Source organism: Vibrio phycocola (assembly GCF_054404255.1).
The window spans coordinates 123202-137763 of record NZ_JBTAMQ010000001.1; the positions used below are offsets into that span (position 1 = coordinate 123202).

Below are 14562 nucleotides of genomic sequence, written 5' to 3' on the forward strand. Positions count from 1 at the left end.
CGGTTTTCTATCGTTTTTCGGAAAATATTTATATGTATTTGAGCTGATAGAAACTTGATGAGATTGAACGAGCGTTAGTTTATCAGAGTAAAGCGAAATGAAGGTAAATTAGAAAAGAGAAGTGCAGCGGGAAAAGGTATTTCAACGGGAATGTATTCTTATTTAAAAAGTCAATTCCCGTTATCTGTTTTGGTGTTCTAATTTGGTCTAGCGAGTTATACCCAAAAGAATAAAGCGTCTCTAAATGGAAAACGATTTACTTCTTGCATCGCTTCTTCTCTATTGATTCCAATATCATCAAAGAGATGTTCAGGTAAGTTTTTAAGTTGTTTTCTTGTTACCGCGTCGCGGTGCCACATTTTAATTTCCGTATAGATTTTCTTATGCCATTCCGTTGGCGCAATATGCTGCAAAGTGAACGAACGGTCGATCGAATGTGCCATAGTTGCCCCCAAAGTTATAAATTCCAATGTTTCTAGACATAATTATTAGTCAGATATACCAATTTAACAAACGATAGAAATTGACATTTAGTTAAGTAAAACTTAACTAAAGAGAAACTATTAACATTATAATATTTGTGGTTTTATGGCAGTGGATTGATTGGCAGTCGTGACTGAATCGTTAGCGAGAAAATTGTGATCAGCTTGGATCATTGATATTACTTGAATAAAACATGATTGGTCGACTTATTGATAGGTGACTTGTTGCGAGTTATCAATGATCTTCTTTCGAGACTCGCCATATTAAGACAAGTCTCGTATTTGATTTATGCCACATTATTACTTGTGCAATATTTTTTTAATGAAAAAATCACCCCAACGAGAAAGCTACGGTGAGTAATATCGGTAAGGTGAAAATGCTAAAGAAATTGCTGAATAAGACCATCGAAGCAACGTTAGTTGGTTCAAGGTTGAAACGTTCAGCGAGGAGATAGTTCATAACCGCAGGTGGCAACATCGAGAATAACAACATCATTTGTAAGTGCATGGCGGGTAGGGGAATAAATAGGTAGATAATACTGAATGTGATGGCGCCGGTTGTAAGTGAAAGCAGAGTACAGATTAGCCCCACTTTCAATCCACTAAGACGCATAAAACACATTTGTGTTCCAAGAGAAACGAGCATGATAGGCACAGCGGTCTGCCCTAATAATGCGCTCGCCTCATACAGTGGATTCCAGATCCCGATCTCGCTTAGGTTTAAACCTAGGCCAATAACCGCCGCAATAAAAATGGGCATTCGAATGACTTGCTTAAGTGGGTTTCCGTTGCTTACCAAGGCTAAGCCAAGACTGACATGCATACACGAAGACACAACAAAAATTAATACGGCAGATGCCAATGCTTTGTCGCCAAACGCATAGGTAAAAAGGGGAATCGCTAAATTGCCGCTGTTGCGAAACATATGAGGTGGTGCCCACACTTTAAAGTTGAGCTTGAATACGCGACAAACCAACAACATCACAATGCAAGGGATCAAGATCGCGAGTAGCGCAGCACTAAGAAGTGGGATCTTTGTGATATCAAGTGGCATCGTACCAACAGACGAAAAAACGAGTGCTGGAATAAAAAAGTCCATATTAATTCGATTGATTGGTGCAAAATCCAGTTTTATCCAACGACCGATGCAAAAACCGACAGTGGTTACTGCAAACATTGGGAAGAGTATTCCGATAATTAGCTCAAACATAGCGTGCTCTAGTGGTCATTTGGTTTCAAAATAAGCTAAAGAAAATAGACGAAGAAACCGAGCGAAAAATAAGGTGTCATTTTAATCCGTTTAATCCGTCTACCATAGCACAAACTTAGGCCATGAATTTATATTGCTTGTCACTATTCAAATGGTCTGATAACGTGGCTTCTCAATCTTAAGGAAATTTCAATGTATCAACACACTACTAAACTCTGGCTCCTTCTTATGCCCTGCAGTCGGTAGACGTTGTTGTGTCCGGCTGCGAGTGAATGCAGCCGTTTCGTCATTTATCTCGTAGCCTTTTTTATTAAATTAAGGAACGAGTAATGAATGATCCCTCTGTTCGATCTCAAGATATATCTCAATACAGTATTGGTATTGTATATGCTCTTTTGGGGACCGCACTTTTTTCAATTAAGCCTGTCTTGATTAAGCTTGCGTATGACGCAGGTGGTGATGCGACAGCGATTATGAGTTTACGTGCGGCTAGCTCGCTACCATTCTATATCATCATATTACTCTGGTTGTGTCGTGAAAGCCGCGCGCGTAGTGCACTTCAAACTTATGGATGGCAAGCAGCATTGGTCGGAATTCTTGGATATTACTGTGCCAGCTTTTTGGACATCGTATCTTTATCATTGATTTCAGCTCAGCTAGAACGCTTATTGATATTTCTTTACCCTACATTTGTGGTCGTGATCAGTGCGGTTGTATTTAAAGATCGTCTAAAGCCAGGTCTTATTAAGGCGATCTTCATGGGGTATATCGGAATTGCATTTATCGTTATTCATGATTTATCTCACTTTGGAGAGCAAGTTTGGTTTGGCAGCATGCTTGCTATCGCCTCAGCGTTTGTATTTGCGGTTTATTTGATATTGAGTAAGCGCCTGATTACGGTATTAGGTAGTCAACTGTTTACCAGTGTTGGGATGGGGAGTGCTGGAAGTATCATTCTATTGCAATATAGTCTCTATGGTACTTCATTTAGTGATATGTCATCCGAGCTGATTTTATTGGGTATTGCGACGGGTTTTTTCTGTACTGTTTTGCCGTCTTATTTTATGGCGGCTGGTATGGCGAGGTTAACTCCGTCGGTGTTGAGTTTAACAGGCAATATTGGTCCAGTAATTACGACGTTGTTTGCAGTTTCATTGTTAGGTGAAAGCTTCACCGTTTTCCACGCCATAGGAATTGCACTGGTTGTGGGATCGGTGGTGGTGATCAGTAAACGTAATAAGTCTGATTAACGGATTTCGATATTAAACAGTTCATCCAGTTGAAATCGCTCGAATCTCTGCGTTTGTTGCTGACTAATATTGATGAGTTTAGCAGCGACTTGAAAGCCAGTGATCGGGCGATACTTTTTTAAAGGAGGAATCGAAGTCAGTATTGGAAGAATCCAACCTCCTATTTTTTCACTGATACGTGGCGTTTCACGATATCCCAATAGTGCCGAGGGTTGTACAATAGCAATACGTTCAAACGGCAACGAAGCTATTTGATCCTCAAGCTCTCCCTTCATTTTTAGATATGGGCTTTTACTTCGAGAATTGGCTCCTGCAGATGAAACTAAAAGGTATTGGGTTACACCATTCTTTGCGGCGAGTCGGGCGGCCTTTAATTGATAGTCAATATCCACTTTTTTCTGCGCATCAATGCTCCCAGCTTGATGGCGTGTGGTGCCGAGACACGAGAATAAAAAGTCACCAGAAAATAATGACGCATGTTGTTCTAAGTTATCAAAATCAATAACTTGATTGACGATTTTGCCATCATTAATCAATATCGGTCGGCGAGTAATACAGACTATCTTGTGAAATGAGTCATCGGTAGAGAGTTGTTGTACAAGGGCGTTACCGACTAAACCGGTTGCACCGATCACTATAGCGACTTTACTCATGAATGCAGGCTCCGCTGAATGAATAGACGAACAAGTTACCACTGTTTTCCTTGTTCGTCACATGAGTTGGAACCTAGAGATAATTGACGACTTGATTTCGGCCACTTTCCTTCGCTTGATATAGAGCTTGGTCGGCCAGATGAATCAGTTTGTCCAAGTCCCATTTATTTACGGCTTGAGTGTGTGATGTACCAATACTCACTGTGATTGAGAGTTTGACACTAGGAGTAATAATGGTTGCTCTCTCAATGTATTGACGCAAGTTTTCTGCAAGTTCCGTTAATGTACTCGCATCAATTCCTGGACATCCAACTAAGAACTCTTCTCCCCCCATTCGGATAAGATCATAGCCTTCGGGCGCAATACTGGATATCGCGTCGACTAAGTCTTTTAGTACGATATCTCCAACGTGATGTCCGTAGGCATCATTGATTGCCTTAAAGTGATCGATATCTAGAACGATGACGCCGCCAATATTGTTTTGCTCGGTAAACAATCGTGGAAGGCGTTCATCTAATGAGCGTCGGTTTAGGCTTCCAGTTAGTGGGTCAGTGTTTGCCATTAGTTCCAATGCATTAGATTGTTCTTTTAATTTGGCTTCGCTTTCAATTAATTGTCTATTCGTAACTGAAACGTCGGTAATATCATGAATAGTACCAACTAAATAGGGTTCACCACTCTCAGCAATTAACCTATTTTTCCGAGTAATGACTTCTCGTTGTTCTGAGTTTTTATCAAATACTGTTTCATAGGATTCGTCTACTTCACCAGTAGCAAGTACCCTAAGGTCACCAGAACTGCATTGAGTGACTTGGCGCTGTGCGAACACATCTTTGTCGAGTTCACCAATGATATTTTTTCTATCGACCTGAAACAGATCTTCAAATGCTTTATTTATAAAGACGTATCGTAGTTCATTATTCTTAATCAGAACCGGTGTTGGTAGGATGTCCATAACCTCTCTGTACAACGTCAAATCAGAAATGTTATTCATATGGTCAATTCTCACTATATAGGTAGGGTGTTTTATCCGGTTTGGTTTTGAGTCACATAAGAAACTGATTTAAGCGTAGGAAAAATTTGAAGAAATTACAATTTTCAAGAGAAAATAGGCTATTAGTGTATTTTCATATGCTCGATCATTTATCGCGAATCACTTATTCATGTTCTTAATTTCGAGAAGTGATGGAATCTTATGGGTTTAGTCACTGAAATTACTGGTAGAGAATGAAATATCCATGTAAAAATTGATTTAGGTCATTGTTTTTTGTAAATGAAATTATTTGCAAAAGAGATAAGTTCCAATGCCCAACGCTGCGTTAGATCAAACAGATATTAGTAGAGTTGAAGCGCAGAATTTTAAATTTAATTAATAAGACAAAGTGAGAGCGAATATTATGGGTATGATGAAAGAATTTAAGGAATTTGCTGTAAAAGGAAATGTTGTCGATATGGCCGTTGGTATCATTATCGGCGCAGCGTTCGGTAAAATTGTCACGGCATTAGTATCAGGCGTAATCATGCCACCAATTGGTTTAATGTTAGGCGGTGTCGATTTTTCTGATTTAGCGATCGTACTTAAAGAAGCGACTGGAGATGCTGAAGCCGTTGTAATCAGTTACGGTGCATTTATTCAGACGATGTTAGATTTCACTATCGTTGCTTTTGCTATCTTCATGATGATTAAAGGCATCAATTCAATGAAGAAAAAAGAAGAAGAAGCACCAAAAGCACCACCTGCTCCTTCATCAGAAGAAGTGCTTTTAACTGAAATTCGTGATTTATTGAAAACTAAATCTTAATCATTCGATGAGATAATAGTTTAGAATTGATAAATGGTGCTCAATTGAGCACCATTTTTATTTTAATTAATGTAAACAAAGATAAAACCAGTATTACTACGCTTAAATTAAATAATATCAATAACTTCATTAAAGTTAAGGCGGGATTTTGGCAATCCCAAATTGTAATCTTCTTCTTTGTTGTGATAGCCAATCGCTAACGCTACATGACATTCATACCCATCTAATTCTTCTGAAAACAGCGTTTTCAGCATATCAGAATCGATACCTTCCATTGTTGTTGAATCAATACCTAGACGAGCCAAGGTATGAAGAGCATTTCCCAGAGCAATATAGGTTTGTGACTTTGTCCAGTCAGCATGCTGCCCTTGCTCATCTTTATTGAGTTCAACAAACGCATAGGCTGAAAATGCCGCTTCTTTTTGTTCTGCAGGCATTCGTCCATCAGCAATTTGTTGATCGATAACCGCCTCGTAATCGGCACGAGAATACTCGGTCTTATGAGCAAATAAAATGATATGAGAACAGGTTTTAATGTGTGGCTGATTAAACTGAAATTTGTGGGTAAATGAATCAAACATACGTTGTTTGGCTGAGTCAGATTCAATAACAATAAACTTCCATGGCTGTGAATTTATAGATGATGCTGAGAGACGCAACGCTTCGAGAAAAATATTTAGGTCATCTGAAGATACTTTTTTGCTTGGGTCATAGCTTTTAGCGGTATAGCGGTTTTGAAGGTCGTTTAGAATCGTATTCATTGTTTTAATCCAAGTGGCTGTTAAAAGTGTTTCTAACTATATTGGGCGTTAGTATGGGCTGACATTGGCCGTTATTTCTGTTGGGCGACAACCTGAAAAAGTAACCATAAACACTGTCATATCAATGTGATTGTGATAATGTTGCACTTGAAGGTAACTTAAGTCAACTAGTATACTTTTAGTAACCTAGTGTTGTGAAAATGGGCGATAATATGAATACAATCAAAACGAGTCCGAAAAAGGCAGAGAAGATCGTATCACGGGATACTCGCTGTACCTCTCCTTGTGCTATTGAAAGAGGAATGAATGTATTAGGTGGAAAATGGACAGGGACGATACTGTGGCATTTAAGAGACGAGCCTGTTCGATTTAATGAGCTTTGTCGTATGATCAGTGGTGCAAGCAAAAAGATGATAGATCAACGCTTGAAAGAGTTGGAAGAGCGTAAATTGGTTAAGCGAAATGTGCTCAATACTCGACCTGTTGCGGTAAGTTATGAAATTACGGACTTTGGACGAACGGCATTGGGCTTTCTTAAAGAGTTGAAAGAGTGGACTGAACACAACGGAATTTAGCGGCAGACATAATGACAAAAAAACCTGATCGAATAACGGCGATGCAGCAAATCATTGATGCGGTCAAACGAGAATTTCCTTTGTATCAAGAGGACACATTCAAGTGTGGCGTTGATAATTCGTGTATTGGCTGTCCCAAGAAACTCATGGAACTTGTCGACACGGACTTGACCTATTGGCAGCATCAAATTGACAATGGTGTTTCTCCTGGTTTTGATGACTTATATCGTTTTGGCAAGTTGTGTAAAAATGTGAGAAGGGCGTTAGTGAGAAACCGCCGACTTTAGCAGACACTGAGTGACGCGCAAAAAATACTATTCACAATATAAATAGGTTCAGCACAATGCTGAACCTATTTTTTATAAAGTATGAACGGTACTAAATTTTAAACTCCAGCACGCTTTAACAAGCCGGCCATTAACGCTGAACTAGACTTAACCTGTTTTGACTTCTTCGACAGGTTTTTGGCAAGGTTAACGTCGCCGATAGTTTTCGCAATGTGCGCCATAGAATGATAAAAGCTGGCACCGGATTTATTGTCATTGACTTTTTGCAATGGAGCGAGCAACTGAGACATTGCTGCGCCAGTCATTCCCTGATTGGTCGCATAGGCCTCTACAGAATCGAGCAATCTATCCAAATCAGCCATGGCTTCTGAACCTTCTGCATCCGCCCCTTGTTTTTTCATTTCCTTGAGATTACGACGGCGTATTTGTTGCACCATGAAACGAGGTGTATTGAGTTTTTTGTAGATCCAATACCCTGCGGCGACGACAATGATAATGCCGCCGATAGTATATCCCCAGCCAGAATTGAGTGTGTCTAGCACTGTCTGCATTACGGACTCGCTATTGGTTACATTTGTTGCTACTTCAGACATCTATCTTTCCAGCCTTTTACTTAACAATCCAAAAATACATTCGTTAACCTACATGGCTTGGGTTGTTCCCACTATGCGATGAATCAGGTTTACGACAATCAAAACACTTACTCCAATAATTTTGGGGCAGATTAGGAAAAAACAATCACCTAGGAGCATTAATCCCTACTTCAAGCCCACCGTCAGGAGCCTTTCATTCTTGATACGTGAGACAGTTCAAAGTTTGATTTGGTTCAGTTCATCGTTTCTGTTCTCGTTTTACACTGGCAGTGCATTCAAGGAAGAGAAGAGATCAATGGAAAAATCGTCCCCCGAACTCAATGTCCCTCCAGATATTCTACAAGTGATAAAAGCGTTTACGTCCATCGAACAAGCGCTAGACTATTTTGAAATTGATTTTGATAGTAAGTTCATCGACGAATATGGCGTGCAATTGGCGAAGCGGTTTAATGGTAATCTACTGTTGGAAAAGCCAGAGGATTGGTTTTCAGCGAGGAGGGCGCTAAAAAATGCCTATTGTAAAATACAACGTGGACGATTGGACAAACACTCTCGATCAGCGTGTCGAGGATGTTTATCTTGTCAACGACGTTAACTTTACTTCATCTCGTTAAAATGGTTATTTAGGTAATCTACAAACCCTAGTATTTGGGTTGGTACGTAACGTGATTGAGCATATTGCGCGACGATCTCTCCTTGGTAACTCCCTCCCATCCGCCAATCTGGCAAAAGTTCAACAACTTGCCCTGATGATATCTGCTCTTGAATCGCAAAATCCGGAAAGAGTGAAATACCGATATCTTGAAGAATGGCCTCACGTCTAATTTCGCTGTGATTGACACTAAAGCTGCCCTTGACATTGACCTTTACTACGTCGGATTCTCGGTTAAATGTCCACACACTGTCCTTAGGGGTTTCACCTAGGCAAATGCAGTTATGTTGTGCAAGATCTGATGGATGATGTGGAATCCCTTTTTGTTCAATGTAAGCTTGGCTCGCACATATCTTCATTTTGCAATGTCCGAGTCGTTTAGCAACCAACCCTAGGATTGGATCTTGGGTAATGTGAATCAATACATCGACTTCATTTCCAATTGGGTCGATCACGTGATCAGCAACTTTCAGATGTATTGAAACATTTGGGTGGGTTTTGCGGAACTGAAAGATCAACGGCATCAGAACTTGTCTCGAGAATGCTTTTGGAGCGGCAACACGAAGTATTCCCGAAATGTCAGTTTTGTCTGCGTAAGCGGCTGAAACGGCAGTTTGGGCGGTATTGAGCATATCTCGACAGTGAGCAAATATAATTTCCCCTTTCGGCGTTAGATGCATTTGTCTCGTCGTTCGTTCGAGTAGTTTTTCTTCTAGAGCTTGCTCAAGTTTGGTGATGGTGCGGCTGATGGAAGAGGGCGCGGTGCCGAGGTGAATGGCGGCTTTAGAAAAACTACCTAACTCAACAACCTTAACAAATACACCCATTTCAGATAGCAGAGGTAGAAGTTTATTTGTATCCAAAATGCACAAGTCCTATGTATCAAGATGTATTTATCTTTTCAGGTTACTAATTGATACTTAGAAAATCAAATGTTACTTGTTCTGGAAAATGAAGATGAATACACAAGCCGTGGTGACTCCGATACGATTATTTGGACATCGTATCCCTATTATGGAACTTATGTTGTTAATGGTGGCGTTGTTTTGGGGCACTAGCTATGGAATGACGAAAGAAGCGTTAAGCTTTACCAACGTATTCATATTTATTGCGATACGATTTTGTCTAACGTTTTTGAGCTTATTGCCTAAAACGATGAAAGATACTTACGCAGGCCTCAATAATGACTGGCGTTCGGCGTTACCAGGCGGAGTTATTTTGTCGGCGATTTTTGTTTTTGAAGTTTATGGTGTGCTCCATACTTCTGCTGCTAAGGCGGCATTTATCATCAGCCTATCGGTTATCTTAACGGCGTTGTTAGAGCCATTGATTAATCGAAAATCCGTGAGTAGGTCTTTGCTGGCTATGACGTTTCTTAGTGTCGTTGGTGTTCTATGCCTGACGACCTCATCGCCGTGGGGCGATAATTTGAGCTTTAATTTGGGTGATGGGTTAATTCTGGTTGCAGCGATACTACGAGCACTCATGGTTACGACGACTAAGCGTTTTACACATAATAAAAAGATAACCACGACGACTCTTACGGCAATTCAATCGGGCGTGGTATCGATAATGGCTGCTATTGGCGTTACGTTGTCGCCAATTGGGGTAGAACTACCTTCCGAATTTGAATTCTGGTTAATCATGGGGTACCTAGTGATATTCTGTACACTATTTGCATTTTACGCCCAAAACTACGCAGTGCGTCGTGTATCGCCAACACGAGTTTCTTTATTGATGGGAAGTGAACCGTTATTCGGAGCGTTGTTTGCAGTTGTGTGGCTGAATGAAACTCTTACGATGTTGCAAGGATTGGGTGGTATGTTGATTTTCATTAGTGTGATGGTAACGTCGTTAAGAAAATCGGATTGATTTTGCTAACTCTTATTAGGCGTAATATCGATACCCAATTCAGATCGTTTCTTTTTACTCAAACCACTGGCTACAATTCTATAAGATTCTGAAAGGTAGTATTTTAAATCATCGTCTAGTGGGCCTGATGTTTCTGTTTGTTGAATCCATTTCATCCCTCTACTAGCAAAGTAAGGAGCTGGCTGATATCCATCTTCATCACTGAGAAAGTCGTAGTTTAGGTTTGATACTTTAAATGTATAAGAGGGCTCGCCAATTTTTGATGTAAAACCAATGGCAAAAACCTTTCCTCCGACTTTCCAAACTTCAGCGTTGTTCCATTGTACGACATGGCTGGTTGCAACAAACGTCTGACAGAAACTATTAAACTCTGTTATATCCATAGCTCGGTTCCTATTTCTCGGGAATTCTCTCGTTTTTTGGTTCACCAGAGTAAGAGTACATATGTTATTCAACTCATGGAGTATGCATTTGTCAACCTGATATTTGGTTGGTATCACACACAAGGTGAAGTCTAAATCTATTGTGGTTGAATGGGAGGGTAAAGCATCGAAAAAATCTAATGAGATTGAGGTAGTATGAATTTGTATAGATTAAGCGATACTAGTGGTCTCACAATCATTGATCTTATGACCGACAAGTATCGCTACAAAAGAAGCTAAATGCTCGTTTCAACCAATTATTTCTTTTGGATACCTTCAACGTAAAGATCCAAGTCGACATAGCTTGAGGCACCGGACGCTTTTATGCCAAAATCAGCAAGCTCTATACGAGTTGTACCTTCAAATCCAGCGCGACGGTTGCCCCAAGGATCATCGCCTGCACCGATTAATTTTGCGTCAATAGTAACGGGCTTGGTCATTCCGTGAAGGGTTAAATCACCCATGATTGCAAGATTGCTATCGTCTTTTTTGGAGACTTTTGTACTGACAAATGTTGCTGTTGAGAATTTACCAGCATCGATATAGTCGTCACTTTTCAGATGCTTATCGCGTTCAGCATGGTTTGAATCAAGGCTTGTTGTATCGATATTCACCATTACCTTTGATGCTTCTACGTTGTTTTCATCGTAGCTAAATTCGCCATCAAATGTATTAAAACGACCTTGAATTACACTGAAACCTAAATGGCTTACTTTAAAGTTAATTGAAGCATGTGCACCTGCGGTATCAATGATGTAATCAGCAGCGTTAGCAAACATAGGCACTGCTAAAATTGAACTTAACGCGGTACTTAGAAGTAAATTTTTCATTATGTGTCCTCTGTTTTATAGCATTTTTTTAAGCGTATTATCTTTGTTGATAAAGTGATGTTTTAGCGCAGCGAGTGCGTGAAGCAAAGCTAAACTAATCAACGAGTAAGCAAGGTAATAGTGGATATCTCCTGCAATAACTTCTTGGTTTTCAATAAATGATCCCAAACCTGGAATCGCGAACCAATTAAATATTTCAATGGGGCGTCCATCTGCGGTAGAAATTAGATATCCACTAATAAATAGAGCAAATAGCAGAAGGTAAAGGCAGCCATGAACAAGCTTAGCGAGTGTAACTTCCCATCTCTTTCCTTCTGGTTCTGGTGACGTTGTTGTCATCTTCCAGATAAAACGAAATACCGTGGCAATGCATAAGAAAAATCCGATAGACTTGTGCCATAACGGTGCAACCTGATACCACTGACTGTAGTAAGTGAGATCAACCATCCACCAGCCTAAAATAAATAAACTGATCACACACAATGCGGATAACCAATGCAGTGCTTTTGCGGTTCGATTATATGAATAAGCAGTTTTGGCCATGCGAAAACCCTAAATTAGAAAATCGCGATGAGTTGTTATGATATTGAGACAATAAAGTAAATATTTTGTCACGACAAGGTTAAAGTTATCGGTTGTTACATTAATTTTAAAAAAGTTTGAGAGGGTATTAGGACTGAAAGCGGAGTACAACTTATACCGAAAGCCGCACTCCGATGAATGATTTATTTAATATTAAAATCAATCGCTTATGCTTTTATTTTGTAATTGAATGTTCACTGTTCGTTTTATTGTTCTTGCCACAACAACGCTATTTTGACATTAAATATATCGCTTCTTCTTGGCTTAACAATGACTTCCTCAAGTTCATAGTTCTCCAATACATATTTGTTGTTGATCGCTTCAATATCGATTTTAAGTTTGTCTTCGAGTTCACTAATTTGAGTGGTTATTTCAGCGATGTCTTCTTCGACATATTTAATATCATTTCGTTCCTTGATAACTCGACTTGCGCCACGAGCACTTGTCGCGACTTTGCCAATATTGGTTTTATTCACAACTGATTTACCAAAGAAAGCACCGAGTAATGAACTGCCGATAGAGAGAAGTGTATTGGTGGTCGTTGCACGGGCCTGTAACTCTTCTTTCTCGAGCTTGTCATTGAGTTTATCGAGCTTCTTGTCTAATGAGTCATCAAGCTTCTTATATTTTACTTGGAGCTTTTCAACACTTTCATCAATAAGCTCATTGAGTTTGTCTTGCATGCGAACTTTAAAATCGGCGAGAGATTCATCTTGTTTTGAAATAAGCTTCAACGATCGATTTTTATACAAAGTCATTTTGCGATTTCGATATAGATAATCGCTAAAGCTTTTAACTATGGATTTTATCTCTCTCTCATTTTGAACAAACGTGGGTACTCCATAGAATGACGAACCTAATCGCTGTTTTCCTTCGAATTCAATGCTCTCAATGATTTCTCTGTCTTCATAATCGATATCAGACATACTTTCATCAAGGTAGAGTTTGTAGGCATGGTGCTCTTTTTTATCGATACCTTTCGAGCTGTTTACGAATTGGACATCACAAGATAAGAGCAAGTAGGGCTGTAAATAGTAATGCTCACTCTGCGAAAGGTATGTGTATTTTTGCTCTAAGCTGTTTGAAATAACAGGCTTGGCGTTGTGATTTTCACTTGGAACTTTATGGACAGCTGATGGTTTGGTATCTGGTGTAGCTGACCTTTGAGTCGAGACTCTCTCAGCCTTTTTTTGCGCCATCAGTGTTTTGATATCATCCTTAGATATTGGCCCTTTAAGGTAAGATAGCGCCCAACGCGTTTTAAAGACTTTAATTCCATCTTGATTAATATTCTTGAGAATAAAGGAACGTTTTTCTAGGTTTGAGAGTAAATCAAACAATTCACTTTTATCTATAGCTCCTTCATTTGCACTGCTTAAGCCATCGATGACTTTTTCTTTATCTTGTTTGGTTTGCAGCCGCCCAATAAACCACGTTCCGATGTTTGAAAGCCCTTTATAGTCGATGTCGACTGGGTTCTGCGTTGATAGGATGATTCCTATGCCGAACGATCGAGCCTGCTTCAATAAAGTAAGCATTGGTTGCTTTGTAGGCGGATTCGCACTCGGTGGAAAATAACCGAAGATCTCATCCATATACAGCAGAGCTTTGAGTGATGAAGTGCCTTCCTGTCGCCTCATCCAAGAGACCATTTGATTCAATAGCAAAGAAACAAAAAACATGCGCTGAGTATCATCTAAATGCGCAATCGAGAAAATAGAAACCTTTGCTTTACCATTCTCATCGTACAGAAGGTTAGAAATATCCAATGATTCGCCTTCTATCCATGTCTTAAACGCTGGATTTGCAATAATGGTATTGAGCTTTAATGCTAGTTTGAGACGGTCTGCCTGAGCAAAGAAAGTTTCTAAATCAAAAATTCCCACTTTGGCGAAGGGTGGGGTAACAATCAAAGATATAAGCTCTTCAAGGTTTAAGTCTTTACCTTGAGAGTAATAATTCATAAAAATTGACGAAATTAAGATGCTTTGTTTTGAAGACGCATCGTTTTTCTCACCGATTAAAGACAATATCGATGACACCGTTGAATTGATAACAGAGACAAGTAGATCATTGTCTTCTAACACTTCTTTAGAAGGGCATTTAAACGACGATAGGATTGAAATCTGAACCCCTGCCGTGCTGCCTGGGGTATAGATAGTATAGTCGGCACTGTTTTTTAGCTTTTCAATTCTTTGCGCACTTTGGAAATCGCCTTCAATTCCGTTTTTCCACATGTCAGCTGTATTTTGTGCCTGCTCATCTAAGCTTACTCCGTTATTGGTCGCGTCCTGCTCAGAAATCCATGGTTTAAAGTCGTCTCCTTTCAACTCTGGGAAGGTGAGAAGCAGGTTTCCCATATCTCCTTTAGGATCGATGATGATTGATGGAATATTATCAATCGCCGCCTCTTCAAGAAGAGAAATTCCCAACCCCGTTTTACCACTTCCAGTCATGCCGATAATCGCAGCATGTGTTCTAAGATCTTTATTTTTATACACCAGTGGAATATGGCTATCATCGTTGGTAGTTTCTTTTCCGATATAAAATAGCTTTAATTTTTCATAATCAATTGCACTATTCATGAGCGA

At 39.7% G+C, this 14562-nt stretch carries 17 protein-coding genes; 6 read left to right on the forward strand and 11 right to left on the reverse strand.

The window, feature by feature from the left end:
* Nucleotides 1-215: 215 nt before the first annotated feature.
* On the reverse strand, nucleotides 216-443 hold the full coding sequence (locus ACXJY6_RS00590) for a DUF1127 domain-containing protein (protein ID WP_456051176.1): 228 nt from the start codon (nucleotides 441-443) through the stop codon (nucleotides 216-218).
* Between the two features lie 370 nt (nucleotides 444-813).
* Nucleotides 814-1692: an AEC family transporter gene (locus tag ACXJY6_RS00595; protein ID WP_456051177.1), complete on the reverse strand. Its 879-nt coding sequence runs from the start codon at nucleotides 1690-1692 to the stop codon at nucleotides 814-816.
* 329 nt (nucleotides 1693-2021) lie between these two features.
* Here ACXJY6_RS00595 and ACXJY6_RS00600 point away from each other — a divergent pair, with 329 nt between their 5' ends.
* Nucleotides 2022-2942: a DMT family transporter gene (locus ACXJY6_RS00600; RefSeq protein ID WP_458766793.1), complete on the forward strand. Its 921-nt coding sequence runs from the start codon at nucleotides 2022-2024 to the stop codon at nucleotides 2940-2942.
* Here ACXJY6_RS00600 and ACXJY6_RS00605 read toward each other — a convergent pair.
* Both ACXJY6_RS00605 and ACXJY6_RS00610 read right to left on the reverse strand, forming a co-directional pair.
* The gene (locus ACXJY6_RS00605) at nucleotides 2939-3595 is read right to left on the reverse strand and encodes an NAD(P)H-binding protein (protein WP_456051179.1); all 657 of its coding nucleotides are present in this window, start codon (nucleotides 3593-3595) and stop codon (nucleotides 2939-2941) included. The two genes, ACXJY6_RS00600 and ACXJY6_RS00605, sit on opposite strands and share 4 nt — an antisense overlap.
* A 73-nt stretch (nucleotides 3596-3668) precedes the next feature.
* Nucleotides 3669-4589, reverse strand: coding sequence for a sensor domain-containing diguanylate cyclase (locus tag ACXJY6_RS00610; protein WP_458766795.1), 921 nt, complete (start codon nucleotides 4587-4589; stop codon nucleotides 3669-3671).
* 403 nt (nucleotides 4590-4992) lie between these two features.
* On the opposite strand from ACXJY6_RS00610, the gene mscL reads away from it, so the two are divergent.
* Entirely contained in the window at nucleotides 4993-5397 is a 405-nt protein-coding gene (gene mscL / locus ACXJY6_RS00615) for a large-conductance mechanosensitive channel protein MscL (RefSeq protein WP_456051181.1), read from the forward strand.
* A 107-nt stretch (nucleotides 5398-5504) separates the two neighbouring features.
* On the opposite strand, the gene ACXJY6_RS00620 is transcribed toward mscL, so the two are convergent.
* Nucleotides 5505-6158 (reverse strand): nitroreductase family protein, encoded by a 654-nt coding sequence (locus ACXJY6_RS00620; RefSeq protein WP_458766797.1) that lies wholly within the window; start codon nucleotides 6156-6158, stop codon nucleotides 5505-5507.
* Between the two features lie 212 nt (nucleotides 6159-6370).
* On the opposite strand from ACXJY6_RS00620, the gene ACXJY6_RS00625 reads away from it, so the two are divergent.
* Both ACXJY6_RS00625 and ACXJY6_RS00630 read left to right on the forward strand, forming a co-directional pair.
* Complete coding sequence (locus ACXJY6_RS00625) at nucleotides 6371-6733, forward strand: winged helix-turn-helix transcriptional regulator (RefSeq protein ID WP_456051183.1); 363 nt, start codon at nucleotides 6371-6373, stop codon at nucleotides 6731-6733.
* Nucleotides 6734-6744: 11 nt separating this feature from the next.
* A complete protein-coding gene (locus ACXJY6_RS00630; RefSeq protein ID WP_456051184.1) occupies nucleotides 6745-7020 on the forward strand; it encodes a hypothetical protein in 276 nt (91 codons plus the stop codon).
* Nucleotides 7021-7118: 98 nt separating this feature from the next.
* Here the strand turns inward: ACXJY6_RS00630 and ACXJY6_RS00635 are convergent, their stop codons facing one another.
* A complete protein-coding gene (locus tag ACXJY6_RS00635) occupies nucleotides 7119-7613 on the reverse strand; it encodes a hypothetical protein (RefSeq protein ID WP_458766799.1) in 495 nt (164 codons plus the stop codon).
* A 295-nt stretch (nucleotides 7614-7908) separates the two neighbouring features.
* On the opposite strand from ACXJY6_RS00635, the gene ACXJY6_RS00640 reads away from it, so the two are divergent.
* Nucleotides 7909-8208: a nitrogen fixation protein NifW gene (locus ACXJY6_RS00640; RefSeq protein ID WP_458766801.1), complete on the forward strand. Its 300-nt coding sequence runs from the start codon at nucleotides 7909-7911 to the stop codon at nucleotides 8206-8208.
* Between the two features lie 2 nt (nucleotides 8209-8210).
* Here ACXJY6_RS00640 and ACXJY6_RS00645 read toward each other — a convergent pair whose 3' ends face one another.
* Nucleotides 8211-9128 carry a LysR family transcriptional regulator gene (locus tag ACXJY6_RS00645; protein ID WP_458766803.1) on the reverse strand — a complete coding sequence of 306 codons (918 nt, stop codon included), beginning with the start codon at nucleotides 9126-9128 and terminating at the stop codon, nucleotides 8211-8213.
* 94 nt (nucleotides 9129-9222) lie between these two features.
* Between ACXJY6_RS00645 and ACXJY6_RS00650 the strand changes: the two genes are divergently transcribed.
* Nucleotides 9223-10137, forward strand: a complete 915-nt coding sequence (locus ACXJY6_RS00650; RefSeq protein ID WP_458766805.1) for a DMT family transporter — start codon at nucleotides 9223-9225, stop codon at nucleotides 10135-10137.
* 5 nt (nucleotides 10138-10142) lie between these two features.
* Here the strand turns inward: ACXJY6_RS00650 and ACXJY6_RS00655 are convergent, their stop codons facing one another.
* From ACXJY6_RS00655 to ACXJY6_RS00670, 4 genes are all read right to left on the reverse strand, one after another.
* Entirely contained in the window at nucleotides 10143-10520 is a 378-nt protein-coding gene (locus ACXJY6_RS00655) for an MmcQ/YjbR family DNA-binding protein (protein ID WP_458766807.1), read from the reverse strand.
* A 296-nt stretch (nucleotides 10521-10816) separates the two neighbouring features.
* Nucleotides 10817-11389, reverse strand: a complete 573-nt coding sequence (locus ACXJY6_RS00660; protein ID WP_456051191.1) for a YceI family protein — start codon at nucleotides 11387-11389, stop codon at nucleotides 10817-10819.
* 15 nt (nucleotides 11390-11404) lie between these two features.
* Nucleotides 11405-11932: a cytochrome b gene (locus tag ACXJY6_RS00665; RefSeq protein ID WP_458766809.1), complete on the reverse strand. Its 528-nt coding sequence runs from the start codon at nucleotides 11930-11932 to the stop codon at nucleotides 11405-11407.
* A gap of 245 nt (nucleotides 11933-12177) precedes the next feature.
* Nucleotides 12178-14556, reverse strand: coding sequence for a helicase HerA domain-containing protein (locus ACXJY6_RS00670; protein ID WP_458766811.1), 2379 nt, complete (start codon nucleotides 14554-14556; stop codon nucleotides 12178-12180).
* Between the last annotated feature and the right edge of the window lie 6 nt (nucleotides 14557-14562).

Bases quoted from the DNA above. Each gene is read 5' to 3' on its own strand.
- ACXJY6_RS00590 (WP_456051176.1), bottom strand. From the start codon at position 443: ATGGCACATTCGATCGACCGTTCGTTCACTTTGCAGCATATTGCGCCA.
- ACXJY6_RS00595 (WP_456051177.1), bottom strand. From the start codon at position 1,692: ATGTTTGAGCTAATTATCGGAATACTCTTCCCAATGTTTGCAGTAACC.
- ACXJY6_RS00600 (WP_458766793.1), top strand. From the start codon at position 2,022: ATGAATGATCCCTCTGTTCGATCTCAAGATATATCTCAATACAGTATT.
- ACXJY6_RS00605 (WP_456051179.1), bottom strand. From the start codon at position 3,595: ATGAGTAAAGTCGCTATAGTGATCGGTGCAACCGGTTTAGTCGGTAAC.
- ACXJY6_RS00610 (WP_458766795.1), bottom strand. From the start codon at position 4,589: ATGAATAACATTTCTGATTTGACGTTGTACAGAGAGGTTATGGACATC.
- mscL (WP_456051181.1), top strand. From the start codon at position 4,993: ATGGGTATGATGAAAGAATTTAAGGAATTTGCTGTAAAAGGAAATGTT.
- ACXJY6_RS00620 (WP_458766797.1), bottom strand. From the start codon at position 6,158: ATGAATACGATTCTAAACGACCTTCAAAACCGCTATACCGCTAAAAGC.
- ACXJY6_RS00625 (WP_456051183.1), top strand. From the start codon at position 6,371: ATGAATACAATCAAAACGAGTCCGAAAAAGGCAGAGAAGATCGTATCA.
- ACXJY6_RS00630 (WP_456051184.1), top strand. From the start codon at position 6,745: ATGACAAAAAAACCTGATCGAATAACGGCGATGCAGCAAATCATTGAT.
- ACXJY6_RS00635 (WP_458766799.1), bottom strand. From the start codon at position 7,613: ATGTCTGAAGTAGCAACAAATGTAACCAATAGCGAGTCCGTAATGCAG.
- ACXJY6_RS00640 (WP_458766801.1), top strand. From the start codon at position 7,909: ATGGAAAAATCGTCCCCCGAACTCAATGTCCCTCCAGATATTCTACAA.
- ACXJY6_RS00650 (WP_458766805.1), top strand. From the start codon at position 9,223: ATGAATACACAAGCCGTGGTGACTCCGATACGATTATTTGGACATCGT.
- ACXJY6_RS00655 (WP_458766807.1), bottom strand. From the start codon at position 10,520: ATGGATATAACAGAGTTTAATAGTTTCTGTCAGACGTTTGTTGCAACC.
- ACXJY6_RS00660 (WP_456051191.1), bottom strand. From the start codon at position 11,389: ATGAAAAATTTACTTCTAAGTACCGCGTTAAGTTCAATTTTAGCAGTG.
- ACXJY6_RS00665 (WP_458766809.1), bottom strand. From the start codon at position 11,932: ATGGCCAAAACTGCTTATTCATATAATCGAACCGCAAAAGCACTGCAT.
- ACXJY6_RS00670 (WP_458766811.1), bottom strand. From the start codon at position 14,556: ATGAATAGTGCAATTGATTATGAAAAATTAAAGCTATTTTATATCGGA.